The 26051-nt window shown below is 60.7% G+C and carries 22 protein-coding genes, 6 tRNA genes and 3 pseudogenes; 23 read left to right on the top strand and 8 right to left on the bottom strand.

The genetic code is table 11. The features are described from left to right. Window positions 1-177: 177 nt before the first annotated feature. Window positions 178-936, bottom strand: coding sequence for a hypothetical protein (locus HT737_RS07345; RefSeq protein WP_174377049.1), 759 nt, complete (start codon window positions 934-936; stop codon window positions 178-180). Window positions 937-1320: 384 nt separating this feature from the next. Between HT737_RS07345 and HT737_RS07340 the strand changes: the two genes are divergently transcribed. The 6 genes from HT737_RS07340 (at window position 1321) to HT737_RS07315 (ending at window position 1943) form a co-directional block, all read left to right on the top strand. Beyond that, window positions 1321-1396: transfer RNA gene (locus HT737_RS07340), tRNA-Glu, on the top strand. A gap of 2 nt (window positions 1397-1398) precedes the next feature. Next, window positions 1399-1474: transfer RNA gene (locus HT737_RS07335), tRNA-Gly, on the top strand. 104 nt (window positions 1475-1578) lie between these two features. Beyond that, window positions 1579-1654 (top strand) — tRNA-Glu (locus HT737_RS07330). Window positions 1655-1657: 3 nt separating this feature from the next. Further along, window positions 1658-1733 (top strand) — tRNA-Gly (locus HT737_RS07325). A 56-nt stretch (window positions 1734-1789) separates the two neighbouring features. Next, a tRNA-Glu gene (locus tag HT737_RS07320) sits at window positions 1790-1865 on the top strand. A 2-nt stretch (window positions 1866-1867) separates the two neighbouring features. Further along, window positions 1868-1943 (top strand) — tRNA-Gly (locus tag HT737_RS07315). 132 nt (window positions 1944-2075) lie between these two features. Here the strand turns inward: HT737_RS07315 and HT737_RS07310 are convergent. The 4 genes and pseudogenes from HT737_RS07310 to HT737_RS07295 form a co-directional block, all read right to left on the bottom strand. Beyond that, window positions 2076-3815, bottom strand: coding sequence for a dipeptidase (locus HT737_RS07310; protein WP_182402023.1), 1740 nt, complete (start codon window positions 3813-3815; stop codon window positions 2076-2078). Between the two features lie 200 nt (window positions 3816-4015). Next, window positions 4016-4654, bottom strand: coding sequence for a LysE family translocator (locus HT737_RS07305; protein ID WP_047295709.1), 639 nt, complete (start codon window positions 4652-4654; stop codon window positions 4016-4018). A 1-nt stretch (window position 4655) separates the two neighbouring features. Then, window positions 4656-5427: pseudogene (locus HT737_RS07300) on the bottom strand (2OG-Fe(II) oxygenase). A gap of 89 nt (window positions 5428-5516) precedes the next feature. Further along, window positions 5517-6143, bottom strand: a complete 627-nt coding sequence (locus HT737_RS07295) for an alanyl-tRNA editing protein (RefSeq protein WP_131671689.1) — start codon at window positions 6141-6143, stop codon at window positions 5517-5519. Window positions 6144-6233: 90 nt separating this feature from the next. On the opposite strand from HT737_RS07295, the gene HT737_RS07290 reads away from it, so the two are divergent. Further along, complete coding sequence (locus HT737_RS07290; protein ID WP_041069083.1) at window positions 6234-7232, top strand: LysR family transcriptional regulator; 999 nt, start codon at window positions 6234-6236, stop codon at window positions 7230-7232. Window positions 7233-7333: 101 nt separating this feature from the next. On the opposite strand, the gene HT737_RS07285 is transcribed toward HT737_RS07290, so the two are convergent. Then, complete coding sequence (locus tag HT737_RS07285) at window positions 7334-7741, bottom strand: PA2817 family protein (protein WP_041069086.1); 408 nt, start codon at window positions 7739-7741, stop codon at window positions 7334-7336. Between the two features lie 89 nt (window positions 7742-7830). Then, on the bottom strand, window positions 7831-10278 hold the full coding sequence (locus HT737_RS07280) for an acyl-CoA dehydrogenase (RefSeq protein ID WP_095668581.1): 2448 nt from the start codon (window positions 10276-10278) through the stop codon (window positions 7831-7833). Window positions 10279-10525: 247 nt separating this feature from the next. Between HT737_RS07280 and HT737_RS07275 the strand changes: the two genes are divergently transcribed. The 4 genes from HT737_RS07275 (at window position 10526) to HT737_RS07260 (ending at window position 13694) form a co-directional block, all read left to right on the top strand. Continuing rightward, complete coding sequence (locus HT737_RS07275) at window positions 10526-11185, top strand: transglutaminase family protein (protein ID WP_182402020.1); 660 nt, start codon at window positions 10526-10528, stop codon at window positions 11183-11185. Between the two features lie 43 nt (window positions 11186-11228). Next, window positions 11229-11852 carry a glutathione S-transferase family protein gene (locus HT737_RS07270; RefSeq protein ID WP_182402018.1) on the top strand — a complete coding sequence of 208 codons (624 nt, stop codon included), beginning with the start codon at window positions 11229-11231 and terminating at the stop codon, window positions 11850-11852. 133 nt (window positions 11853-11985) lie between these two features. Next, window positions 11986-12918 carry an ABC transporter ATP-binding protein gene (locus HT737_RS07265; RefSeq protein ID WP_041069096.1) on the top strand — a complete coding sequence of 311 codons (933 nt, stop codon included), beginning with the start codon at window positions 11986-11988 and terminating at the stop codon, window positions 12916-12918. Next, entirely contained in the window at window positions 12915-13694 is a 780-nt protein-coding gene (locus tag HT737_RS07260; RefSeq protein ID WP_041069097.1) for an ABC transporter permease, read from the top strand. Before HT737_RS07265 ends, HT737_RS07260 begins: the two co-directional genes overlap by 4 nt. 79 nt (window positions 13695-13773) lie before the next feature. On the opposite strand, the gene HT737_RS07255 is transcribed toward HT737_RS07260, so the two are convergent. Further along, entirely contained in the window at window positions 13774-14292 is a 519-nt protein-coding gene (locus tag HT737_RS07255) for a DUF2062 domain-containing protein (protein ID WP_047295696.1), read from the bottom strand. 136 nt (window positions 14293-14428) lie between these two features. Here HT737_RS07255 and HT737_RS07250 point away from each other — a divergent pair. The 12 genes and pseudogenes from HT737_RS07250 (at window position 14429) to HT737_RS07195 (ending at window position 26015) form a co-directional block, all read left to right on the top strand. Continuing rightward, window positions 14429-16641 (top strand): annotated as a pseudogene (locus HT737_RS07250) (DNA internalization-related competence protein ComEC/Rec2). 111 nt (window positions 16642-16752) lie between these two features. Beyond that, on the top strand, window positions 16753-17388 hold the full coding sequence (locus HT737_RS07245) for a MotA/TolQ/ExbB proton channel family protein (protein ID WP_047295693.1): 636 nt from the start codon (window positions 16753-16755) through the stop codon (window positions 17386-17388). Next, window positions 17385-17813 carry a biopolymer transporter ExbD gene (locus tag HT737_RS07240; protein ID WP_027612340.1) on the top strand — a complete coding sequence of 143 codons (429 nt, stop codon included), beginning with the start codon at window positions 17385-17387 and terminating at the stop codon, window positions 17811-17813. The genes HT737_RS07245 and HT737_RS07240 overlap by 4 nt, the downstream gene beginning before the upstream one ends. Continuing rightward, window positions 17813-18823, top strand: coding sequence for a tetraacyldisaccharide 4'-kinase (gene lpxK, locus HT737_RS07235; RefSeq protein WP_182402016.1), 1011 nt, complete (start codon window positions 17813-17815; stop codon window positions 18821-18823). The genes HT737_RS07240 and lpxK overlap by 1 nt, the downstream gene beginning before the upstream one ends. A gap of 21 nt (window positions 18824-18844) precedes the next feature. Next, the gene (locus tag HT737_RS07230) at window positions 18845-19030 is read left to right on the top strand and encodes a Trm112 family protein (RefSeq protein WP_003174668.1); all 186 of its coding nucleotides are present in this window, start codon (window positions 18845-18847) and stop codon (window positions 19028-19030) included. After that, window positions 19027-19792 (top strand): annotated as a pseudogene (kdsB, locus tag HT737_RS07225) (3-deoxy-manno-octulosonate cytidylyltransferase). Before HT737_RS07230 ends, kdsB begins: the two are co-directional and overlap by 4 nt. After that, complete coding sequence (locus tag HT737_RS07220; RefSeq protein WP_047295686.1) at window positions 19792-20256, top strand: low molecular weight protein-tyrosine-phosphatase; 465 nt, start codon at window positions 19792-19794, stop codon at window positions 20254-20256. Before kdsB ends, HT737_RS07220 begins: the two are co-directional and overlap by 1 nt. Continuing rightward, a complete protein-coding gene (murB, locus tag HT737_RS07215; protein WP_182402014.1) occupies window positions 20253-21272 on the top strand; it encodes a UDP-N-acetylmuramate dehydrogenase in 1020 nt (339 codons plus the stop codon). The genes HT737_RS07220 and murB overlap by 4 nt, the downstream gene beginning before the upstream one ends. Window positions 21273-21663: 391 nt before the next feature. Beyond that, window positions 21664-22134: a (2Fe-2S)-binding protein gene (locus tag HT737_RS07210; RefSeq protein ID WP_047295682.1), complete on the top strand. Its 471-nt coding sequence runs from the start codon at window positions 21664-21666 to the stop codon at window positions 22132-22134. Continuing rightward, entirely contained in the window at window positions 22131-24452 is a 2322-nt protein-coding gene (locus HT737_RS07205) for a xanthine dehydrogenase family protein molybdopterin-binding subunit (protein WP_182402012.1), read from the top strand. The genes HT737_RS07210 and HT737_RS07205 overlap by 4 nt, the downstream gene beginning before the upstream one ends. Beyond that, window positions 24452-25486 (top strand): XdhC family protein, encoded by a 1035-nt coding sequence (locus HT737_RS07200; protein ID WP_306287186.1) that lies wholly within the window; start codon window positions 24452-24454, stop codon window positions 25484-25486. The genes HT737_RS07205 and HT737_RS07200 overlap by 1 nt, the downstream gene beginning before the upstream one ends. Beyond that, window positions 25428-26015, top strand: coding sequence for a nucleotidyltransferase family protein (locus HT737_RS07195; RefSeq protein ID WP_182402008.1), 588 nt, complete (start codon window positions 25428-25430; stop codon window positions 26013-26015). The genes HT737_RS07200 and HT737_RS07195 overlap by 59 nt, the downstream gene beginning before the upstream one ends. Window positions 26016-26051 lie beyond the last annotated feature (36 nt).

The following is a 26051-nucleotide window of genomic DNA, read 5'->3' as shown; positions in this document are numbered from 1 at the left end:
GAGCTGCCGAAGGCTGCGATCTTTTGATCTTGATCTTGATCTTGATTTTGTGGGAGCTGGCTTGCCAGCGATGGCGACCTGACAGCCGACCAATCTCTAACTGAATGACCTCAATCGCAGCCAGTCCACCACCCACAAAAAAGCCACCTCTCGGTGGCTTCTCTTAACTCTCGACACTCAGTCGTAGATCACTTTCTTCTTCCAGTCCGCGTCGGCTTCAACTTCCTTGAGGCCTTCGGTCAACTGGTTCACTTCGCCTTCGACCGGTGCAATTTTGTCCATCACCTGGGCGTTGGCGCGGGCCAGCAGTTTTTCCAGGTATTGCAGTTGTTCCGAGTACATCTGCGGGTCTTGCTGTTTGCGCAGGTATTGCACGCCGCGTTCGAAGGCGAGGCGGGCCTGGCCTGGCTGGTTTTGTTGCAGGGATTGTTGGCCGAGGTTGTTGAAGAACTCGATGTGCAGCAGGACCAGGATGTGGCGGACTTCCTTGATCCAGTGTTTGGCTTCGTTCGGTGGCAGGAAGCCGTCGTGGGCGGCGCGGGTGATCTGGCCGTGGAGGGCTTCGAGCAGGAAGCGGACGTCCTTGGCTTTGGCTTCGGTCAGGATCGGTGCCGGCGGGTTGTTGACCGGAATCGATTCGCCCTGGGCTACCAGTGCGCTGAGTTCAGTGATCCGTGCCTTGATCGTGGCGCTGGTTTTTTCCAGGTTCAGCAGACGCTGGCAGACGTTCAGTTCCAGACGCGTCAACAGTAGCTTGAGTGCCGGCGTCATGAACTGACCGGGGAAGGTTTCAGTCAGTTCGCCGCAGCGGCGCAGGCGGTCGTTGAGTTCGACTTTGGTGCGGGCCTTCTCCAGTTTGTTGTTTTCCACCACATGGTTCATGTAGCCAATGGCGATCAGAATTGCGATCCCGGCTACGACTAGCAGGGTGATCATGAGTGGTGTCACCGGTAAGACCTCTTTATAGGGTTCGCATGCGAGTGTAGTGGCTGGGCACTTGGGCGCCCAGCGCCGCTCGACGAGTTGATTCAGCAGCTTCTGTGTATATCGGCTGCACACTGCTTATATGAATGCTGGCGCAAGGTGCGCAGATTGCCATCATCGTGTTGCGGACTATAACGCCTTGGCGAGTGGCGGAATATAGGCGTCAATCGTCGGGCGACGGAAAAGCCCGAATGCTCTCGTAAAGCAGGTCGAAGTCATTGATTTAAATAAATTTATATTCGGGGGTTGACGACCTCTCAAACCATCCATAGAATGCGCGCCACTTGCAGCGTAAAGCACACAGCGAAACGCGGCAGGGAGTGAATGTTGTAGTGTGTCCCCTTCGTCTAGTGGCCTAGGACACCGCCCTTTCACGGCGGTAACAGGGGTTCGAGTCCCCTAGGGGACGCCAATGCGGGAATAGCTCAGTTGGTAGAGCACGACCTTGCCAAGGTCGGGGTCGCGAGTTCGAGTCTCGTTTCCCGCTCCAATTTTAAACAGCACTGCTTTCGGGCAGGGCTGAGTGAAACCAGAACCTGATCTTCGGAGACGGCTCTGGACACCGAAACACACACCATGTGTTCCGGGTAGCGTGTCCCCTTCGTCTAGTGGCCTAGGACACCGCCCTTTCACGGCGGTAACAGGGGTTCGAGTCCCCTAGGGGACGCCATTTGCGGGAATAGCTCAGTTGGTAGAGCACGACCTTGCCAAGGTCGGGGTCGCGAGTTCGAGTCTCGTTTCCCGCTCCAAATTCTAAAAGCGCCGCTCAGTGAGCGGCGTTTTTTATTAGTGAAAGTTGTAGCCTGTCCCCTTCGTCTAGTGGCCTAGGACACCGCCCTTTCACGGCGGTAACAGGGGTTCGAGTCCCCTAGGGGACGCCATTGCGGGAATAGCTCAGTTGGTAGAGCACGACCTTGCCAAGGTCGGGGTCGCGAGTTCGAGTCTCGTTTCCCGCTCCAATTTCACAAAAAACGCCGATCAGTGATGATCGGCGTTTTTGTTTGTGCAGCATTTTGCACGCAACAAAAAAGGACCTTCGGGTCCTTTTCTGTTTTCACGTCAGGCCCGCTGAATCACGGGCCTGTGTCTTGTCAGAGCTTCGGCAGCTGGCCGACACGGCCCATCATCTCAGTGACGATCTGCAGGTCCAGCAGGAACTGGTCAACCGTCTTGAACTCACCGTCGGTATGGCCGGTGTATTTGACTTCAGGACGGGCCAGGCCGAATTGCACGCCGTTCGGCAAGTCATGCACCGAGGTCGCCCCGGCCGAGGTGCCGAACTCATGCTTCATGCCCAGGTTCTCAGTGGCCACCGCCAACAGTGCTTTGACCCATTCGCCTTCCGGGTTGCGATACATCGGTTCGTCGATCGAGTAGGTGAAGTCCGCGGCGACGTGGGTTTTCTTGCTCCAGGCGGCGAGTTTGTCAGCGATTTCCTTCTGCAGCACTTCTGGCGATTTACCCTTCGGTACGCGCAGGTTGACAGCCAGTTTGAAGGCCTTGTCGTCCACACCGACGTAGGTCAGCGAAGCAGTCAGCGGGCCCATGAACGAATCGGAGAAGCCGACGCCAAGTTTTTTCCCCAGATAATCCAGGCCCCAGTTGTTGGACGCATAGCGGGCAGCGTCGGTGATCTGGTTGTGCTTGAGCGCCACCTTGCCGTCGAGACCGTTGATGAAGTCGAGCATCCGCGCGACCGGGTTGACGCCGGACTCGGGTTCGGAGGAGTGCGCGGACACACCGGTGACGCTCAGCTTGACGTCTTTGCCGTCAACCTTGGCCGCCACTTTGAAGTCGCCACCGTGTTTTTTCGCGTACTCGTTGCCGGCCTTCTGCAGGCTCGCCGCCAATTGCTCCGGTTTGTCGGTGACGAGGGTAGCGACCGAAACCGACGGGATCTGGTTGGTCGCCAGGCCGCCGGTCATCGAAGTGATTTCGGCGCCACTGCCTTCAGCCTTGCGCAGCGGGAAATTGGCCATGACCGTACCGTAGCCTTTCTCGGCGATGACCACCGGGTAGCCGCCATCCAGTGCCATGTTGTAGTTCGGTGTCGGGTTGTGCTCGAAGTAGTAGGGAATCGCGTCACCCGTGGTTTCTTCAGTGGTGTCCACCAGCAGTTTGAAGTTGCGTGCCAGTGGCAGCTTTTCTTCCTTGATCACTTTCATGGCGTACATGGCGACGACGATGCCGTTCTTGTCGTCTTCGGTGCCACGGCCATACATGCGGTCGCCGATCAACGTCACTTTGAATGGATCGAGTCTGGTGCCGTCCTTCAGCACCCAGTTTTCCGGGGTGACCGGGACCACGTCGGCATGGGCGTGAATGCCCACGACGTCATCGCCGCTGCCGTCGAGGGAAATTTCATAGACGCGGTTGTCGACGTTGCGGAATTTCAGGTTGAACGATTCGGCGAGGTTCTTGATCTTTTCGGCGATTTTGATGAACTCGGGATTGTCGTGCTGAGCCACGCCTTCTTTGCGGAAGGTCGGGATTTCCACCAGTTCGCGCAGCGTTTCCAGGGCGGCTTTGCCGTACTTGGCGCGGGTGTAGATGCCCAGCAGGCGATTGATCTCGTTCTGCTGCTCGGCGGTCAGGGTCTTGTTGTCGAGAAAACCATTGATCGCCGGGGCGAGGTTGTCGGTCTTGCCCGGATTGCTGCTCGCTACCGCACCGAGAAACTGACGAAAATCGCTGACCGTCGTATTGCTGAACGCCTTGAGGATCGCAGCACTTTGCTCGGGGCTGATGTTGGCTTGGGCCGGCAGGGTGAACGACGAAAGACTGGCCAGAACCAGGCTGGTGGCAGCCAGACGCTTGAGGGAAAAATTCATTGCAGTGGGCATTCCTTTGCAGGCATTTACAGGGGAAGTGTTTGAAAGTTGAAACAAATCTTTTCCAAACTAACACCACGAAGGTGTTGAAGGGGAGTCCCTGAAGTGGGATCCGTCGCACAGAAATGCAAAAGCGGCGCACAAACGAAAAAGGCCCGATCGGTGTTGAACGGATCAGGCCTTTTGTTTTGGCGCAGCGTTTACATCGACAGCACCAGCCTGCCGGCGAACAGAATCAGGATCACGCCCATGCTGCGTTCGAACCAATGGCCCATGCGCATGAACAGGGACCGCACCCGGCTGCTGGAAAAAAACAGTGCGACGATCACGAACCACAGCGCGTTGACGAAGCACATCCACACCCCGTACAGCGCCTGGATGTTCAACGGGGTAGTGGCGCTGATGATCGTGGTGAAGATCGCCAGGAAAAACAGCGTGGCCTTGGGGTTGGTGGCATTGGTCAGAAAGCCGGTGCTGAACGCCTTGAACAGTGACTGCGCGACCAGCGGCTCGTCGGTATTGTTTTCACCCTCGAGCGTGGACTTCGGTTTACTGCGAATCAGGCTGATGCCGAGGTAAAAGATGTACGCGCCACCGATCACCTTGGCCACGGTCAGCAACCACGGCGTGGTGTGCATGAGCGCGCCTACACCGAGCAAAGTATAGAGAACGTGCACCGAAATACCGGCGCCGATGCCCAGTGCGGTGCAGATGCCCACCAGTCGGCCGAAGCGTACGCTCTGGCGGATGGTCACGGCGAAGTCCGGGCCGGGAGCGACCACGGCCAGAAAGTGAATGGTGGCCAGTGCCAGAAACTCGCCCAGGTAGTTCGATAACATCTCAGCTCCAGAAGGTCAGGGGTGAAGCATTGCCGCGATAGCCGACAAAGAATGAAAGGCTCAGTCGCGGATCCGCTACGCCCGGCGTCACCGAGTGCATGCAGCGCGAATTGAACATGATGAAATCGCCCGGCTCCGGCCGCACTTCCAGGGTCGGTGGGCCGAGCAGCGCCGGGTCGATGCCGTAGCTGTCGCCGCGCATCTCGTCGAACCGGTCCGGGCTGATATCGTCGTCCCACATCTGCAGCGCACCGCCCTCGGTCGGCATGTTCAGGTACACGTTGCAGGCGAACTGCGCCTCCAGGCTGCGGGCCTGAAAGCTGTCCGGGGCGTCCTTGGCGAAAATGTCGTGATGAGCGAGGAAACACACACCGGGTTTGACCACCCGTGACAGGCCGACATACATCTTGCGGCCATAGAGGTTTTCCAGATGAGCGCCGGCCGGCCAGGACTCGTCGAGCATGCAGCGCAGGGTATCGACCGGCGAGGAGTAGGGGGCGCAACGTTCGCGCAGTTCAGCGATGTTGCGGGTGGCGCGTTCGAAGTAGTCTTCGATCAGCAGCGGCTGGTTTTCCGCCTCGTAAAACGCCATGCCGATGCGGCCGATGCTCGGCGCGTTGATGTAGCCTTCAAAGCCCGGAGCAAGAATCTTGTCGCCAAGCTGAACCGCCAGCGGCTCCGGCAGAAAGCCTTTGACGCGGATGGCGAGGACTTCTTCGTTGGCCAGTTTTTTTTATGCACGTCTCATCGAGACGCTCGACGTCTAGCATCATTGTTTTAGGTCCATCTATCGATAGTCAACGGAACCGGCGAGTGCGGTTCCCCCGGCGCCGGACGCTGCGCGAGGCAGCGTCCGAGATGCTTAATCCACGCTGTAGTGGACGGATAACGTGCCTTTCTTCTGCGAAAGGGAAGCGATCTTGACTGTGCCCAAATCCTTCAGGCTGCGTACATGGGTACCACCACAGCCGTAGGCCGGCAGCTCGCCAAAACCGATTTCCCGCGCGCCCTCGCGCAGCGAGGTCAGGCGGGGCAGGTCGTGTTCGATCCACTCACGAATACCGTACTGAACGGTTGGTGCGTCGACTTCCTGAGCCGCATCGCCCGGTTTGAACTGCACCCGGCCTTCGTCTGGCCAGTGGTGCGCCTTGACCGGCGTCCAGCCCATGGCTTGCACGAAATGCCCGATCAGGTGCCCGGCTGAATGCATGCGGGTGTTGTAGCGGCGACGTTGTTCATCGACATGGATGCAGGTCATGCCGAGTTTCACCGGACGGTCGACGTAATGCACGATCCGATCCGGCTCCTGGATCACGCGCAGCACCTGGCTTTCGCCGATCATGCCGGTATCGCAAGGCTGCCCACCGCCTTGCGGATGAAACAGCGTGGCGCGCAACACCACGGCAAATTCGTTCTCGTGGGGCGTGCAGTCGAGGACTTCCACATTAGCCTTGAGGTCATCACTATGGAAAAAGAGGCGAAGCGTCATATTCCATGCCCTTATTAAAGTGTCTTTTTTTATTATATGAATCGTGCAATAACGTGATAATCCGTTCAAACATCAAAGGACTTGTGCGCTGTGAGCATCAATCTTCCGCTGCCACTGCTCGGTGAAATGGCGATCTTCGTCAAGGTCGTGGAGACCGGCAGTTTCTCCGAAGCCGCCCGCCAGCTGGGTTCGTCGCCGTCGGCGATCAGTCGCAGCATTTCCCGACTGGAAAAGGCTCTGGCCACGCGTTTGCTGCAGCGCACGACGCGCAAATTGCGTCTGAGTGATGGTGGTGAAGAAGTGTTCAAGCGCTGTCAGGAGATGGTCAGCGCCGCCAAATCGGTGATGGAGATCAGTGGGCAGTTCACCCACGAGGCGGAAGGGCTGGTGCGGGTCAGCGTGCCGAAAGCGGTCGGGCGCTTCGTGATTCATCCGCACATGCCCGAGTTTCTGCGGCGTTATCCGAAGGTCGATGTCGAGTTGTTGCTGGAAGACCGCCAGGTTGATTTGATTGACGATCATGTCGACCTGGCGATTCGTATTACGGACCGTCCGCCGGCCGGGCTGGTCGGGCGACAGTTGCTGACCATCGACCATTTGCTCTGCGCCACCCCGCAATACCTGGCCGACCACGGCACACCGACGCATCCGCATGATCTGCTCAATCACAGTTGTATCTATCTGGGAGAAACCCCGAGCGATGCCCGCTGGAAATTCAAGAAGGGCAGTAAAGCGGTGACGGTCGGCGTGCGTGGCCGCTATGCCGCCAACCACACCGGCGTGCGGCTCGGAGCCGTGTTGCAGCACATTGGTATCGGCAGCTTGCCGTACTTCACCGCGCGTTATGCGCTGGAGCAGAAACTGATTGTGCAGGTGCTGCCGGAGTGGACATTCCTCGCGTCCTATCACGGTGGGCTGTGGCTGCTGCATTCACCGACGCGTTATCTGCCGCCGAAGCTGCGGGTGTTCATCGATTATCTGGTGGAGTGTCTGGAGAAAGAGCCGACGTTGAGCAAGCCGGGGAAGGCGGGTGCGCCGAATAATCTGGCGATGGCGTATGAACTGCCGGAGAGTGAGGGCCTGCTTTAAAAGCAAAAGATCACAGCCTGCGGCAGCTCCTGCAGAGATCACATGTATTCCCTGTAGGAGCTGCCGTCAGGCTGCGATCTTTTGATCTTCAAACCCTTAAATCAGTGCTTGCTGTCCTGGGCAGACATCGCCAGCAACTGTTTTTCCTGGTTCCAGTCGAACGGTTCGTCGTTCTGTTCGGCTTCGTAGCGACGTTCTTCCAGTGCCTGATACAGGTCGATTTCTTCATCGGACAGGTAGTGCAGGCAGTCGCCAGCGAAGAACCACAGCAGATCCCGCGGGATCAGGTGGGCAATTTGCGGATAGCGGGTAATCACTTGGGTCAGGATGTCCTGGCCCAGGTACTGGCTTTCGATCGGATCGATCGGCAGGGACGCCAGCAGTTCGTCGAAGCGCTCCAGGAACAAGGCATGGCTTTCTTCGGGAACCTGATCGGCCTCACCTACGGCGACCAGGATACTGCGCAGGTGGTCGAGCAAAACAAGATGATCGGCAACGACGTTGGACACGAGATAAGTCCTCAAGAGCAAAACGGGCGCGGGAGTATAAAGCTCTCGCGCCCGTTTTTCACAAATAAACAGCTACACGGTCGTCAGCATCAACGGACTTTGCCTTCTGCCTGTTTCAGTTCTTCCTTGTCGAAATCATCGACGTCGATCACCTTGCGCCGTGCCGCTTCAGCATCGCGCAGGGTTTGCGCCTCCGCCGCTTGCAACACCCCGGCCTCCAGTGCGGCGTCGATAGCGTGTTCGCCCGCCGCCGGTTTGACCTGGCCGCTTTTCAGCGCAGTGTGCAGTTTCTTGTGCAGGGGTTGCGCGGCACCCAGCAGATCGCTGGCGTGTTGCAGGGCACCCACGGCATCGTCGGCGGACTGCGGGCGATAGCAACCGGCGAGCAGTTCTTCGAGAGTCGGATCACCTTTGGCGCGACCAATAACAGCTGCCACTTCGGCACCGAGCTTGTCCGATGGGCCTTTGTGGCGACGGCCGAACGGGAACACGATCACCCGCAACAGGCAGCCAAACACTTTGTTCGGGAAGTTGCTCAGCAGCTCATCCAGTGCCCGTTCCGACTGACCGAGGCTTTCTTCCATCGCCCAACGGAACAGCGGCTCCATATGCGCGGGCGAATCCAGGTCGTGATAACGCTTGAGCGCAGCGGAGGCCAGGTACAGGTTGCTCAACACGTCGCCGAGACGCGCCGACAGGCGTTCGCGACGCTTCAGTTCGCCACCCAGCAACATCATGCTGAAGTCGGCGAGCATGGCGAAAGCCGCTGCCTGCCGATTGAGTGCGCGGAAATAACCTTGGCTGATCCTGTCCCCTGGCGCATGTTCGAAGTGGCCAAAGCCCAGGTTCAGCACCAGGGTGCTGGCGGCGTTGCCGACGGCAAAACCGATGTGCTTGAGCAGCAGGCCATCAAATTCTTTCAGTGCCTGTTCCTTGTCTTCACGGCCGGCGAGGGCCATTTCCTTGAGCACGAAGGGATGGCAGCGAATGGCGCCCTGACCGAAGATCATCAGGTTGCGCGAAAGGATGTTGGCGCCTTCCACGGTGATGAAGATCGGCGCGCCGTTCCAGCTGCGCCCGAGGTAGTTGTTCGGCCCCATGATGATCGCCTTGCCGCCGTGCACATCCATGGCGTGGGTGATGCACTCGCGGCCGCGTTCGGTCAGGTGGTACTTGAGAATCGCCGACAGCACCGACGGTTTCTCGCCCAGATCCACTGCGTTGGCAGTCAGCATCCGTGCGGCGTCCATCATCCAGGCGTTGCCACCGATCCGCGCCATGGCTTCCTGAATGCCTTCGAAGGCCGACAGCGGGACGTTGAACTGCTCACGAATCTGCGCATATTGCCCGGTCACCAGACTGGTGAACTTGGCCGCGCCAGTGCCGACGGCTGGCAGCGAAATCGAACGCCCGACCGACAGGCAGTTCATCAGCATCATCCAGCCCTTGCCGAGCATTTCCTGGCCGCCGATGAGATAGTCCAGCGGGATGAATACGTCTTTGCCCGAGTTCGGGCCGTTCATGAATGCGGCGCCCAGTGGCAGGTGTCGACGGCCGATTTCCACGCCCGGGGTATCGGTGGGAATCAGCGCCAGGCTGATGCCGAGATCTTCCTTGTCACCCAGCAGATGCTCCGGGTCATAGGCTTTGAAGGCCAGACCGAGCAGGGTCGCCACCGGACCGAGGGTGATGTAGCGTTTTTCCCAGTTCAGGCGCAGGCCGATGACTTCCTGGCCGTCCCATTGACCTTTGCAGATGATCCCGGTGTCCGGCATGGCGCCAGCATCGGAACCGGCCAGCGGGCCGGTGAGGGCGAAGCACGGAATGTCGTCGCCACGGGCCAGTCGGGGCAGGTAGTGATTGCGTTGTTCGTCGGTGCCGTAATGCAGCAGCAGTTCGGCCGGGCCGAGGGAGTTGGGCACCATTACGGTGGAGGCGAGGTCGCCGCTGCGGGTGGCGAGTTTCATCGCCACTTGCGAGTGAGCGTAGGCGGAAAAGCCCTTGCCGCCGAATTCCTTGGGAATGATCAGGGCGAAGAAGCCGTGTTCCTTGATGTGGCTCCAGGCTTCGGGCGGCAGGTCCATCGACTGACCGATCTGCCAGTCAGTGACCATCGCGCAGAGTTCTTCGGTCGGGCCGTCGATAAAGGCCTGTTCCTCTTCGGTCAGTTGCGCTTTCGGGTAGGACAGCAGCTTGTCCCAGTCCGGACGGCCGCTGAACAGCTCGCCGTCCCACCAGACGGTACCGGCATCGATCGCGTCGCGTTCGGTCTGCGACATCGGCGGCAGGGTTTTCTGGAACCAGTTGAACAGCGGCGCGGTGAAGTGTTTGCGGCGCAGGTCGGGCAGCAGCAACGGCGCAGCAACCACCGCGAGCACGACCCACAGTACCAGCAGCAACCAGCCCGGCGCATGGCTGAAAATACCCATCGCCAGCAGGTAAATGGCGACGATGCCCAACGCGGGCAGCGGGGCGATGCGGCGGTGAGCGAGGTACGCCACACCGACGATCAGAACCAGTATCCACAACAACAGCATATGTAATCCTCCGTGAACCAGGGCCAACCGACCCACCAGAGCTTAGACGGCATCTGTAAAACGGGTGGTCAGAACATGGTGATTGAACTCGTGGGAAACCCCGGATGGTTTTCGTAGGTTCGGTGGGCAACACCCGTGGGAAATCGTTCGCCATTCCCGCGTCTTCGCGTGCATGTTTGGCCGAAACGTCGTTATCTCTGTGCTTGAGCTGTCGCTAGACTCGGGGCTCCCCCAGGAGAACATCGTAATGCGCGAGTATCTGAGTCCCGGCCGCTTCATCGATAGTGACCACCCGGCGGTGGTGGAGTTCGCCGAACAGCACCGCGGTGCCAGCCGTGACCCGCTCGAGCAGGCGCTCGGTCTCTATTACGCCGTACGTGAAGCGGTGCGCTACAACCCCTACACGTTCAGCCTCGACCCGCAGACCCTGTGTGGCAGCCATGCGCTGGCAACCGGAGAAAGTTATTGCGTGCCCAAGGCCACCTTGCTGGCCGGGTGTGCGCGGCATTGCGGCATCCCGGCGCGTATCGGTCTGGCCGACGTCAGGAATCACCTGTCTACCCCGCGTTTGCTGGAGCTGTTGCGCAGCGATGTGTTCGCCATGCACGGCTACACCGAGCTGTTCCTCAACGACCGTTGGGTCAAGGCCACACCGGCCTTCAACCAGCAACTGTGCGAACTGTTCAACGTCGCACCGTTGGACTTTGACGGGATCCATGACAGCGTTTTCCACCCGTACAACCGAGACGGCGCGTTGCTGATGGAGTATCTGGTCGATCACGGGCAGTTCGCCGATGTGCCGGAACGGATCTTCTTCGAACATCTGGAAAAGTGCTACCCGCACCTGTTCGGCGAACATCAGGCGAAGGTGCTGGGCGATATGCAGAGTGATTTGAGCCGTACATGATCCGGCGTATGCTGCCTGCCCACGCATTGAAAAAGAGGCGGTCATGCTGAAGATCTGGGGACGGAAAAACTCATCGAATGTCAGGAAGCCACTGTGGGCCGCCGAAGAGCTTGGCCTGGCCTATGAGACGATTGACGCGGGTGGCGCTTTCGGGGTGGTCGACACACCTGAATATCGGGCGATGAACCCGAACGGCCGGGTCCCGGTGATCGAGGATGACGGCTTTGTGCTGTGGGAATCGAATGCGATCGTGCGTTACCTGCTGGCCAAACATGCGCCGAACAGCCAATGGTTTCCGGCAGACCTGCAAGCCCGGGCCATCGCCGACAAATGGATGGACTGGACCACCTCGAGTTTTGCCGGGCCGTTCCGCACGGTGTTCTGGGGTGTGGTGCGTACGCCAGCGGACCAGCAGGACTGGCCAGCGATCAACGCCGCAATCAAGGAGTGCACGGCGCTGTTGGCCATGGCCGATCAGGCCCTCGCCAGCCAGCCATACCTGTCCGGCCGAGAAATCGGCATGGGCGATATTCCCCTCGGCAGTTTCATTTATGCCTGGTTCGAGATGCCCATCGAACGCGCCGCGCAGCCGCATCTGGAGGCCTGGTACGCACGGTTGAAGCAGCGTCCGGCCTATCAGAAAGCGGTTATGACCGCGTTGACTTGATAATAACTATCGACACTCTTGACTGTACTTGTGTGGCGGCGGCAAGCACCATTGCGTTCACGCGCCGTGGTTGTTTTGTTCGCCGCCCGGCCCAATCTTTCCTTTTCTTCCCTTCTTGGTGCGTAAATCCGATATGAGTTCCGCTCTGTCCATCCGGCAGCTAACCAAAACCTACGGCAACGGGTTCCAGGCCTTGAGTGGTATCGATCTGGACGTCGCCGAAGGTGACTTTTTCGCCTTGCTCGGCCCTAATGGCGCGGGCAAATCCACGACCATCGGCATTCTCTCGACCCTGGTCAACAAGACCAGCGGCACGGTGAATATCTTCGGTCATGACCTGGACAAGAACCCCGCCGCGCTCAAGCGCTCGATCGGCGTGGTGCCCCAGGAATTCAACTTCAACCAGTTCGAAAAGACTTTCGACATCGTCGTGACCCAGGCCGGTTACTACGGCATTCCGGCGAAAGTCGCCAAGGAGCGCGCCGAGCAGTACCTGACGCAACTGGGGCTGTGGGACAAGCGCGATGTGCCGTCGCGCTCGCTGTCCGGCGGCATGAAGCGGCGTCTGATGATTGCCCGCGCCCTGGTGCATGAGCCGCGCCTGCTGATCCTCGATGAGCCGACCGCAGGCGTCGACATTGAACTGCGTCGTTCGATGTGGACATTCCTCACCGAGCTGAACCAGAAAGGCATCACCATCATCCTCACCACGCACTATCTGGAGGAGGCTGAGCAGTTGTGCCGCAACATCGGCATCATCGACCACGGCACCATCGTCGAGAACACCAGCATGAAACAGCTGCTGGGCCAATTGCACGTCGAGACCTTCCTGCTGGATCTGAAAAACGACTTGCACGCTGCGCCACAATTGATCGGCTATCCCGCGCGGTTGCTCGACGGCCATACCCTGGAGGTCCAGGTCGACAAATCCATGGGCATCACCGCGCTGTTCACTCAGTTGGCGCAACAGAACATCGAAGTGCTGAGCCTGCGTAACAAAACCAATCGCCTCGAGGAGCTGTTCGTGTCCCTGGTGGAGAAAAATCTGTCGAAGGTGGCGGTATGAGTTCCGAATTGCGCCCCAACCTCGTCGCCCTCAATACCATCGTTTACCGTGAAGTCCGGCGTTTTACCCGGATCTGGCCGCAGACCCTGCTGCCGCCGGCGATCACCATGGTTCTGTATTTCGTGATCTTCGGTAACCTGATCGGCAAGCAGATCGGCGGCATGGGTGGCTTCAGTTACATGGAGTACATCGTGCCGGGGCTGATCATGATGTCGGTGATTACCAACTCCTACGGCAACGTGGTCTCGAGCTTCTTCGGCAGCAAGTTCCAGCGTTCCATCGAGGAACTGATGGTCTCGCCGGTGTCGCCGCACACCATTCTGATCGGCTACACCATCGGCGGCGTGCTGCGTGGTCTGATGGTCGGGGTGATCGTGACCATTCTGTCGCTGTTCTTCACCCATCTGCAGGTGCATCACCTCGGCGTGACCTTGTTGGTGGTGATTCTGACCGCGACGATCTTCTCGCTGCTGGGCTTCATCAACGCGGTGTTTGCGCGCAACTTCGATGATATTTCGATCATCCCGACGTTTGTGCTGACGCCGCTGACCTACCTCGGTGGCGTGTTCTACTCGATCACCTTGCTGCCGCCGTTCTGGCAGACCGTGTCGCTGGCCAACCCGGTGCTGCACATGGTCAACGCTTTCCGCTACGGCATTCTCGGGGTGTCGGATATCCGCATCGGTATCGCGATCACCTTCATGCTGGTGGCGACTGTGGTGTTGTACCTCGGTTGTGCGCGGTTGCTGGTGAGTGGGCGCGGAATGCGGACCTGATCCAATGTGGGAGCGAGCTTGCTCGCGAATGCAGACAACACAAAAATAAACGGCCTCCCACTGCGGAGGCGTTTTGCATTCAATGCACGCGGTTCTTTTTGCGCCGCGCCCATTGCCGCGCCACCCACCAGCGCCAGTACAGCATCACCGTGAAGTAGGCGAGGATGCCCAGAAGCAGTCCGCATACCACCGACCCCAGCAAAAACGGCTGCCACATGGTCGAGAGCTCTCCGCTGATCCATTCCCAGGTCAAGGAGTCGGGCAGGGTGCGGGCGGGCACATTCATCAACCAGGCTCCGGCCTGATAAGTACAGAAAAACACCGCCGGCATGGTGATCGGGTTGGTCAGCCACACGAGGCTGACGGCAATCGGCATGTTGCCGCGCACGGTGATCGCCAGTGCGGCCGCCACCAGCATCTGCGCCGGAATCGGCAGGAACGCGGCGAACAGGCCGACGGCCATCGCCCGGGCCACCGAGTGACGATTGAGGTGCCAGAGGTTCGGGTCATGCAGCAACTTGCCGAGAAAGCGTAAGGATTTGTGTTCCCTGATGCTCGTCGGGTCGGGCATGTAACGTTTGAATAAGCGCCGGGGCATAAGGCTTCTCGGTCGGTTAAGGCGGCAAGTATGTCTGGATTCTACGAAGCGCCCATTCAGACTTTGTGACAATTGTTGACGGCGCCCCGCCTTCGCAGCAGCTATGCCTAACGCAGGAACCCTCAAGGACAGGCTTATGCGCACAGGGATGATGGCGCTGGCAGTCGGTCTGCTGGTGCCGGTTTTTTTGCCGGTTTTACCGCCGGTCGGGTTGATGATGGTGTTGCCGCTGGTGGGGCTGATGTTGCTGCCGTTTCGCAGCTATCCGCTGGCGTTTCTGCTGTTCGGTTTCTCTTGGGCGTGCGTCAGTGCGCAGTCGGCGTTGAATGATCGCCTGCCCGCAGCGCTTGACGGCGAAACCCGTTGGGTCGAGGGGCGGGTGGTCGGCTTGCCGCAAACCAGCGAGGGTGTCGTGCGTTTCGAGCTGGCCGATGCCCGCTCGCGACACGAGAAATTGCCGTCGTTGATGCGTCTGGCGTGGCACGCCGGGCCGCCGCTCAACAGCGGCGAGCGTTGGCGGCTGGCGGTGAAGCTCAAGCGCCCGAGTGGCCTGCTCAATCCCGATGCGTTCGATTACGATGCGTGGCTACTGGCGCAACGCATCGGCGCGACCGGCACGATCAAGGACGGTCAGCGACTGACCGAGGCGGGTTGGGCGTGGCGCGACAGCATTCGGCAGCGCTTGCTCGAAGTGGACACGCAGGGCCGGGGCGGTGCACTGGCGGCGCTGGTGCTCGGCGATGGCTCCGGGCTCAGTCGCGAGGATTGGCAGATCCTGCAGGACACCGGCACCGTGCATCTGCTGGTGATTTCCGGTCAACACATCGGGATGTTGGCGGCGGTCATGTATCTGCTGATCGCCGGGCTGGCGCGCTACGGCTGGTGGCCGCTGCGCTGGCCCTGGCTGCCATGGGCCTGTGGGCTGGCGTTTGCCGCAGCGCTCGGCTACGGCTTGCTCGCCGGGTTTGATGTGCCGGTGCAACGCGCCTGCGTGATGGTCGGGCTGGTGTTGTTGTGGCGCCTGCGCTTTCGCCATCTCGGCGCGTGGTGGCCGCTGTTGCTGGCCTTCAATGTGCTGCTGTTATTCGATCCGTTGGCCAGTTTGCGTCCCGGTTTTTGGCTGTCGTTCGCCGCCGTGGGGATTTTGATTTTCACCTTCGGCGGGCGCTCGGCGCGTGGAAGTGGTGGCAGACCTGGACCCGGGCGCAATGGCTGATTGCGCTGGGCCTGTGCCCGCTATTGCTGGCGCTGAACCTGCCGATCAGCCTCAGCGGCCCTCTGGCGAATCTGCTGGCGGTGCCGTGGGTCAGTCTGCTGGTGCTGCCACCAGCGCTGCTGGGCACGCTATTGTTGCCGGTGCCTTACGTCGGTGCAGGCTTGTTGTGGCTGGCCGGTGGTTTGATCGACTGGCTGTTTCGCGGCTTGTCGGTGATCGCCGGGATCTGGCCGGCATGGATCTCACCGTCGCTGCCGTGGTGGACCTTGTTGATTGGCAGTCTCGGGGCCGTATTGTTGCTGTTGCCGCGCGGTGTGCCCTTGCGACCATTGGGCTGGCCGTTACTGTTGATTTTGCTGGCGCCGCCTCGCGAGCGGGTGGCCGAGGGGCTGGCTGATATCTGGCAACTTGATGTCGGTCAGGGCCTGGCGATCCTGATCCGCACGCGTCATCACACATTGCTCTACGACACCGGTCCACGTTTCGGCGATTTCGATCTGGGGCAGCGAGTGGTGCTGCCGGCGCTGCACAAACTGGGGGTTGAGCGCATCGACCTGATGCTGCTCAGTCATGCCGATGCCGACCATGCCGGTGGTGCGCTGGCGGTATCACGCGGCTTGAAAGTGACACGGGTGATCAGCGGCGATCCTCCGGGGCTGCCCGCCATCCTGCGGGCCGAAGCCTGTGAAAGCGGACGTCAATGGCAGTGGGACGGGGTCCGGTTTCAGCTGTGGCAGTGGTCGGCGGCCCATGACAGCAATCAGCGCTCCTGCGTGTTGCAGATCGAGGCCAATGGCGAGCGTCTGTTGCTGACCGGCGATATCGACACGGCTGCCGAACGGGCTCTGCTGGAGAGTCCGTTGGCGCTACCGACGCACTGGCTGCAAGCGCCGCATCATGGCAGTCGCAGTTCGTCTTCAATGGCGCTGCTTCGGGCACTGAGGCCGCATTCGGTGCTGATCTCCCGGGGGCAGGGCAATTCGTTCGGGCATCCGCACCCGCTGGTGCTGGCGCGCTATCGTCAGCAAGGGTTGCGCATCTACGACAGCGCGCAGCACGGCGCCATCCATCTGCGCCTGGGCGGCTTTCAGGCGCCGTGGCTGATGCGTCAACAGCGGCGTTTCTGGCGTTGAAACACCATTGATCGCGGGATCGCCGAATGCGGCATCAGGTCGTCGGGGCGGCGGGTCTTAATCGCGAACCGGTATGGTAAAGTGGCGCACTTTTTCGAGGGGACTGTCACTGTGTGGGAATTGGTCAAATCCGGCGGCTGGATGATGTTGCCGATCATTCTGAGTTCCATCGCGGCCATGGCGATTGTCGCCGAGCGCCTGTGGACCCTGCGCGCCAGCCGCGTCACCCCCGAGCATCTGCTGGGCCAGGTCTGGGTCTGGATCAAGGACAAGCAGCTCAATAAAGAAAAGCTCAAGGAATTGCGCGCCAACTCGCCGCTGGGTGAAATCCTCGCCGCCGGCCTGGCCAACTCCAAGCATGGTCGCGAGATCATGAAGGAATGCATCGAAGAAGCCGCCGCGCGGGTGATTCACGAGCTCGAACGCTACGTCAACGCGCTGGGCACCATTGCTGCCATGGCACCGTTGCTGGGCCTGCTGGGCACGGTACTGGGCATGATCGACATTTTCAGCGCTTTCACCGGTTCCGGCATGGCCACCAACGCTTCTGTGTTGGCCGGTGGTATTTCCAAGGCACTGATCACCACCGCGGCGGGCCTGATGGTCGGTATTCCATCGGTGTTCTTCCACCGTTTCCTGCAGCGCCGCATCGATGAACTGGTGGTGGGCATGGAGCAGGAAGCGATCAAACTGGTCGAAGTGGTGCAGGGCGACCGTGACGTCGATCTGGCCGGGGACAAAGCGTGAAGTTCCGTCGCAAACCCCGGGAAACCATCGACATCAACCTCGCGTCGCTGATCGACGTGGTGTTCATCCTGTTGCTGTTTTTCGTCGTGACCACCACCTTCACCCGTGAGACCCAATTACGCGTTGATCTGCCGGAATCGGTCAGCGGCTCGCCCGCCGAGGATCAGCAGCTCAAGCAACTGGACGTCGCGATCAGCGCCGAAGGTGTGTTCTCGGTGAACAACAAGATTCTGCCGAAGAACGACCTGGCGACGTTGATGGAAGCCATGCAGAAAGAAGCCAACGGTGACACCAACATGCCGTTGTCGATCAGTGCCGACGGCAAGACCCAGCACCAATCGGTGATCACCGCCATGGACGCGGCCGGCAAGCTCGGTTTCAGCCATCTGCGCATGACCACGGTCGAGGCGGCGCCCAAATCCTGATGAGCCTGTCCGATCGTTTGCTCGCCGCGTGGTATCAGGGGCACCCGGCCCTGACGCTGCTGCGGCCGCTGGAAATGCTCTACCGCCGCGTGGTGGTCAACAAGCGCCAGCGCTTTCTCGACGGTGAAGGCCCGATCTATCAGCCACCGGTTCCGTTGATCGTGGTCGGCAACATCACCGTCGGCGGCACCGGCAAGACGCCGATGATCCTGTGGCTGATCGAGCATTGCCGCCGTGCCGGCCTGCGCGTCGGCGTGGTCAGTCGTGGTTACGGCGCCAAACCGCGGCAACTGCCGTGGCGGGTCACCGCCGAGCAGAGCGCCGATATCGCCGGCGATGAGCCGCTGTTGATCGTGCAGCGCACCGGCGTACCGCTGATGATCGACCCTGATCGCAGTGCCGCGGTCAAAGCCTTGCTCGCCAGTGAACCGCTGGACCTGATCCTCTCCGACGATGGCATGCAGCATTACCGTCTGGCGCGGGATCTGGAGCTGGTGCTGATCGACGCCGCTCGTGGTTTGGGCAACAAGCGCTGCCTGCCGGCCGGTCCGTTGCGCGAGCCGATCGAGCGCCTGCAAAGCGTCGATGGCGTACTGTTCAACGGTGCCACGGCGGATCGTGAAGAAGGTTTCGCCTTTCACCTGCAGCCGACAGCGCTGGTCAATCTGCGCAGCGGCGAGCGCCAGCCGCTGGCGCATTTTGCGCCCGGTCAATCGGTGCACGCGGTGGCCGGGATCGGCAATCCGCAACGTTTCTTCAATACCCTCGAAGCGCTAGACTGGCGGGCAATCCCCCATGCGTTTGCCGACCACGCCGAATACAGCGTGCAGGCCTTGAATTTCACACCGTCATTGCCGTTGGTGATGACCGAGAAGGATGCGGTGAAGTGCCGTGCCTTCGCGGCTGACGACTGGTGGTATCTGGCGGTCGATGCCGTGCCGTCACCGGCCTTCGTGGCCTGGTTCGACACCCAGTTGATGCGCCTGTTGCCCGATCGTCTTTTGCCTTAACTCTTTATCCAGGGAATGTTCATGGACACCAAATTGCTCGATATCCTCGCGTGCCCGATCTGCAAAGGCCCGCTCAAGCTCAGCGCCGACAAGACCGAACTGATCAGCAAGGGCGCCGGTCTGGCCTATCCGATCCGCGACGGCATCCCGGTGATGCTCGAAAGCGAAGCGCGCACCCTGACCACTGACGAGCGTCTGGATAAATGACCACTGCTTTCACCGTTGTCATCCCGTCGCGCTATGCCTCGACCCGCCTGCCGGGCAAACCGCTGCTGGATATCGCCGGCAAGCCGATGATCCAGCATGTCTGGGAACAGGCGAGCAAAAAGCAGCGCCAGCCGCGTGGTGGTTGCAACTGACGATGCGCGCATCGTCGAGGCCTGCAAGGCGTTCGGCGCGGAAGTGGTGCTGACCCGTGAAGATCACAATTCCGGCACCGATCGTCTGGCTGAAGTCGCCGCCAAACTGGGCCTTGCGCCGGACGCGATCGTGGTCAACGTGCAAGGCGATGAACCGTTGATTCCACCAAGCGTGATCGACCAGGTCGCCGCCAACCTCGCGGCCCACACCGAAGCGCGCATGGCTACGCTGGCCGAGCCGATCGAAGACGTCGAAACCCTGTTCAACCCCAACGTAGTCAAGGTCGTCAGCGACATTAACGGTCTGGCGCTGACCTTCAGTCGCGCCACCTTGCCGTGGGCCCGCGATGCTTTCGCCAAGAGCCGCGACGTGTTGCCCGAAGGCGTGCCGTACCGTCGCCACATCGGCATTTATGCCTACCGCGCCGGCTTCCTTCAGGACTTTGTGAGCTGGGAGCCGTGCTGGCTGGAAAACACCGAATCGCTGGAACAGCTGCGTGCTCTGTGGCATGGCGTACGGATTCATGTGGCCGATGCGTTGATCGCGCCGCCAACCGGGGTCGACACCGTTGAAGACCTCGAGCGCGTTCGTCGCCTGCTGGAGGCCTGATGCGCGTTCTGTTCGTGTGCCTGGGCAACATCTGCCGGTCGCCCACCGCTGAAGGCGTGTTGCGCCACAAACTGCGCGCAGCGGGGCTGGAAAATCAGGTCGAAGTGGCCTCCGCCGGCACCGGTGACTGGCACGTCGGCAATCCGCCGGACAAACGCAGCCAGGCCGCAGCCAAAGTGCGTGGTTATGACCTGTCAGCGCAACGTGCGCAGCAGGTCAGCCGTGCCGATTTCGCCAGTTACGACCTGATTCTGGCCATGGACCACAGCAACCTGCGCAACCTCAAGGCCCTGCAGCCGTCCACTGGCAAGGCTGAACTCGATCTGTTTTTGCGGCGTTACGCCGGTGTGGTCGATGAAGTGCCGGATCCGTACTACGACGGCGATCAGGGCTTCGAGCAGGTGCTGGACCTGATCGAAGCGGCGTGTGACCAACTGTTGATCGAAGTGAAGGGCCGGTTATGAGTTTGCAGCTTCAATCACAGGTTTCGCTGAAACCGTTCAACAGTTTCGGCGTCGATGTTCGCGCGCAGTTGTTTGCCGAGGCCCACAGCGACGCCGATGTTCGCGAAGCGCTGGCCTACGCGACTGCCCATGACGTGCCGTTGCTGGTGATCGGCGGCGGCAGCAACCTGCTGCTGACCGCAGACATTCCGGCGCTGGTGCTGCGCATGGCGACCCGAGGCATTCGGCTGATCAGCGACGACGGCAACCGCGTAGTGATCGAAGCCGAAGCCGGCGAGCCGTGGCATCCGTTCGTGCAGCACACCCTGGCGCAGGGTTTTTCCGGTCTGGAAAACCTCAGCCTGATCCCCGGCACCGTGGGTGCTGCGCCGATGCAGAACATCGGCGCCTACGGGGTCGAGATCAAGGATGTGTTCGCCGGGTTGACCGCGCTGGACCGCCAGACCGGCGAACTGCGCGACTTCAGCCTGGAAGAATGCAACTTCGCCTACCGCGACAGCCTGTTCAAGCAGCAGCCGGGGCGTTGGCTGATCCTGCGGGTGCGCTTCAAGCTTGATCGTGCCGCGCATCTGCATCTGGAGTACGGCCCGGTGCGCCAGCGCCTGACCGAGCAGGGCATCGAGCAACCGACGCCCAGCGACGTCAGCCGCGCAATCTGCAGTATCCGCAGCGAAAAACTGCCGGATCCGGCGGTGCTCGGCAATGCCGGCAGTTTCTTCAAGAATCCACTGGTATCGGCTGCACTGGTCGAGCAGATCAAGGCGCAACACCCGGATCTGGTGGCCTATGCACAGCCGGACGGGCAGGTGAAACTGGCGGCCGGTTGGCTGATTGAGCGCGCCGGTTGGAAAGGTTTTCGCGAGGCTGATGCTGGCGTGCATAAATTGCAGGCGCTGGTGCTGGTCAACTACGGCACCGCCACCGGCCTGCAATTGCTGGAGCTGGCGCAACGCATCCAGAAAGATATTGCCGATCGTTTCAATGTCGAACTGGAAATGGAGCCGAACCGTTATTGAGGCTACGCTTCAAGTCGGTATCCAAAGCCCTGCACTGAGCGAAAGTGCAGGGCTTTTTTGTTAACGGTGGGTTAACTTAGCCAGCTAACGATAACCGTCATTTGCTCCACCCAAGGCCCGGTGCAGACGTTCGCGTCGGCACAAGAGAGCCATGGTTAATACAGATCAGTAAACAGTGATCTCTGTGGCGAGGGAGCTTGCTCCCGCTGGACTGCGTAGCAGACCCTGCCTGAAAACCGGGCCGCTACGCGCCCCAGCGGGAGCAAGCTCCCTCGCCACAGGTTCAGTGTTCGGCTTCACTGATGTGTATTGGCCCATTAGCCTGAGTCGATCTGCGTGAACCACCGCCAGTTCTGCTCGACCCCATAACCACTAATATGCGGGCGTGCCCATGATTACCCTGAAACTAAACGGTCAAGACCATTCCCTCGATGTCACGGAAGACATGCCGCTGTTGTGGGCTATTCGTGATGTCGCCGGTTACAACGGCACCAAATTTGGCTGCGGCATGGGCCTGTGTGGCGCCTGCACCATTCACATCGACGGCTTGCCGGCGCGCAGTTGCATCACGCCGATCGGCTCGGTGATCGGGCAGAACGTCAGTACCATCGATAACCTGCACGCCGATCCGGTCGGGAAAGTCGTTCAGCAAGCCTGGCTCGACAGCGCTGTGGCGCAATGTGGTTTCTGTCAGGGCGGGCAGATCATGTCTGCCACGGCGTTGCTTAAAACCAATCCGGATCCGAGCGACGAGCAGATCGAAGAAGCGATGGTCGGCAACATTTGCCGGTGCGGCACGTATAACCGGATCAAGACCGCGATCCGTCAGGCCTCGACTCACCTGAAGGAGGCCAAGGCATGAGCCGCTTGCCGAATGATTTCGCCCTGAGCAATCTCAGCCGCCGCGGTTTTCTCAAAGGCGTCGGCGCCACGGGCGCATTGGTGCTGGCCGCGAGCTGGGGCTGGCAGGAGGCATTGGCTGAAGACGCGCCGAAGAAGTTTGGCGCTGATGGCATGCCTAACGGCTGGATTGACGATCCCAAGGTTTACGTGAGCATTGCCGCAGACGGCACGGTCACCGTGGTCTGCAACCGCTCGGAAATGGGCCAGGGCGTGCGCACCAGTCTGACCATGGTGGTCGCCGATGAACTGGACGCCGATTGGGCCAAGGTCAAAGTGCAGCAAGCGCCGGGCGATGAAGTGCGGTTCGGCAACCAGGACACTGACGGTTCACGCAGCATGCGGCACTGGTATGAACCGATGCGCCGTTGCGGCGCGGCGGCCCGGACCATGCTGGAACAAGCCGCCGCTGCGCAGTGGCAGGTACCCGCAGGCGAGTGCCATGCGCAGTTGCACAAAGTGCTGCACACACCGTCCGGCCGCGAGCTGGGTTACGGCGAACTTGCCGCCGCAGCCAGTGCGCTGGCGGTGCCGGCCCGTGACAGCTTGCGCCTCAAGCAGCCGTCGGAGTTTCGCTACATCGGCAAGGAAGGCACCAAAGCCATCGACGGTGCCGACATCGTCAACGGGCGCGCGGTGTATGGCGCCGACGTGCATTTCGACGGCATGCTCTACGCGACCATCGCCCGTCCGGCGGTGTATGGCGGCAAGGTCAAGTCGCTGGATGACAGCGCCGCGCTGAAGGTTCCGGGTGTGCTGAAGGTCATGCAGATCGAGAGCCGTCCGCTACCGTCGGAGTTCCAGCCGCTGGGCGGCGTCGCGGTGATTGCCAGCAATACCTGGGCGGCGATCAAGGGCCGCGAGGCGCTGAAGATCGAATGGGACGACGGCCCCAACGCCAGTTATGACTCGATCGCTTACCGCAAGGAACTGGAAGCAGCGGCGCGCAAACCCGGCAAAGTGGTGCGCAACACTGGCGATATCGACAAAGCCCTGAGCGGCGCAGCGAGCAGTCTCGAAGCCTCTTACTATTTGCCGCATCTGGCCCAGGCACCGATGGAGCCGATGGTCGCCATCGCTCGCTACGACAAAGGTGTGTGTGAAGCATGGGCGCCGAGCCAGGCGCCGCAGGTGACTCGCGAGCGCATCGCCAAGCGTCTGGGGCTGCCGTTCGACAATGTCACCTTCAACGTCACGCTGCTCGGTGGTGGTTTCGGCCGTAAATCCAAGCCGGATTTCGTCGTCGAAGCGGCGATCCTTGCCAAGGAGTTCCCCGGTAAAGCGGTGCGAGTGCAATGGACCCGCGAAGATGACATCCATAACTCGTATTTCCACACAGTGTCCGCCGAGTATTTGAAGGCGGCTGTCGGCAAGGACGGCATGCCGTCCGGCTGGCTACACCGTACCGTGGCGCCGAGCATTACTGCGCTGTTTGCGCCGGGCATGAACCATGAGGCGGCGTTCGAACTGGGCATGGGCTTTACCAACATGGCCTACGCGATTCCCAACGTGCGCCTGGAAAACCCCGAAGCCACGGTGCATACCCGGGTCGGCTGGTATCGCTCGGTGTCGAACATTCCTCACGGGTTTGCGATTCAGAGTTTTGTCGATGAACTGGCGCACAAGGCCGGTGTTGATCCGCTGAAGTATCAGATCAAGTTGCTCGGCCCGGATCGGCAGATTGACCCGCGCACCCTGAGCGAGGAGTGGAACTACGGCGAATCCCCCGAGCGCTACCCGATCGACACCGGACGCATGCGCACGGTACTGGAAACTGCGGCCAAGGCTGCCGGTTGGGGGCGTCAGTTGCCCAAGGGCCGTGGTCTGGGTCTGGCGGTGCATTACAGCTTCGTCACCTATGTGGCAGCGGTGATCGAAGTCGAGGTCAAGGACGACGGTACGCTGATCGTGCACAAGGCTGACATCGCCGTCGATTGCGGGCCGCAGATCAACCCGGAACGCATCCGCTCGCAGTTCGAAGGCGCTTGTGTGATGGGCCTGGGCAACGCGGTGCTGGGTGAAATCAGCTTCAAGGACGGCAAGGTCCAGCAGGACAACTTCCACATGTACGAAGTGGCGCGCATGTCGCTGGCGCCGAAAGAAGTTGCGGTGCATCTGGTGACGCCGCCGGGTGACGTGCCGTTGGGCGGAGTCGGTGAGCCGGGCGTGCCGCCAATTGCGCCGGCACTGTGCAATGCGATCTTCGCTGCCACCGGCCAGCGCATCCGCAACTTGCCGGTGCGTTATCAACTGCAGGGCTGGCAGAAGGCGCAAGCGTGATGGACGGCGCCGATCTCAACGTTCTGCGCAGCGTGCTCGAATGGCGCCGCGCCGGGCAGCGAGTGGTGCTGTTCAGCGTGGTGCAAACCTGGGGCACCGCGCCCCGGGCGCCGGGTGCGATGCTCGCGTTGCGCGAGGACGGCGTGGTGATTGGCTCGGTGTCGGGCGGTTGTGTCGAGGATGACTTGATCGCCCGTCTGCACGACGGGCGCATCGCCAGCGACGGACCACCGGTGCAACTGATTACCTATGGCGTCACCCGCGAGGAGGCTGCGCGCTTTGGCTTGCCCTGTGGCGGCACGTTGCGTCTGACCGAAGAGCGGGTCGCTGATCCGGCGTGGGTCGCCGAATTGCTCGCGCGGTGTGAAGCGCATGAAATTGTCGCCCGTGAGCTGAACATCGAAACCGGTGAAGTGGTGCTATCAGCGGCGAGCAAATCCGATGTGCTGGCATTCGACGGCAAGACCCTGCGCGCCATTTATGGCCCGCGCTGGCGTCTGCTGTTGATCGGTGCCGGGCAGCTGTCGCGCTACGTAGCGGACATGGCCCGGCTGCTGGATTTCGAAGTGCTGATTTGCGATCCGCGTACCGAGTTCGTCTACGGTTGGGAAGAGCATCACGGGCGCTTTGTCCCGGGCATGCCGGATGACGCTGTACTAAGCATTCAGACGGACGAACGCACAGCCATTGTCGCGCTGACCCACGACCCGCGTCTGGATGATATGGCGTTGCTTACGGCGCTCGTTTCGCCGGCCTTCTATGTCGGTGCACTCGGTTCGCGGGTCAACAGCCAGAAGCGCCGCGACAATCTGGCTCAGCTAGGCTTGTCAGAATCAGCCATTGCGCGATTGCATGGGCCGATCGGTCTGCACATCGGCAGCCATTCACCGGCGGAGATTGCCCTGTCGTTGTTGGCGGAGATTGTGGCGATCAAGAACGGCGTCGAGTTGAAACAGAAAAACGTTAGGGACAAGCATGAGTCAATCCATTGCAGTGATCGTATTGGCAGCGGGCGAGGGCAGTCGCTTTCGTGAAGTTGCCGGTGCCGACAAGGACAAGCTGCTGGCCGATTGCACCGGACGCGACGGTGCGGTGCGTTCGGTGATCGAGCAGGTGTTGCTGAGTCTGCCGGCCAATCTCGACAAGCGGGTGCTGGTGACCACAGAAGCGCGTCCGCAGGCGATGCGCATGGCGCAGGCTTATGGCTGCGATGTGGTCTCGATTGAATCGACCGGAATGGGTGACAGCATTGCGGCAGGCGTTGCGGCTTGCCCGGACGCCGATGGCTGGCTGATCGTGCTGGGGGACATGCCGTTTATCTTGCCATCGAGTATTGAGCGGGTGGTGGCGGCGATGGTCGATGACGCCGTGAGCGTACCGGTGCAGGACGGCGAGTTTGGCCATCCGGTGGGGTTCGGACGTTCCTTCGGGCCGGGGTTACAGGCGCTGACCGGTGATCGCGGTGCCAGGCCGTTGTTCAAGCAGGGGCGAGTGGTGGAAGTGGCGGTGGATGATCCCGGGGTGTTGTGGGATATCGATGTGCCAGAAGCGTTGGTTTTTTAGATAACAGCAAGATCAAAAAGATCGCAGCCTTCGGCA

Origin of the sequence: Pseudomonas sp. MD195_PC81_125 (genome assembly GCF_014060985.1) — a bacterium.
In the GTDB taxonomy this organism is placed as follows: Bacteria; Pseudomonadota; Gammaproteobacteria; order Pseudomonadales; family Pseudomonadaceae; genus Aquipseudomonas; species Aquipseudomonas parakoreensis.
Note: the sequence above shows the minus strand (reverse complement) of the source record. Positions and strands in the feature narration are given on the sequence as shown.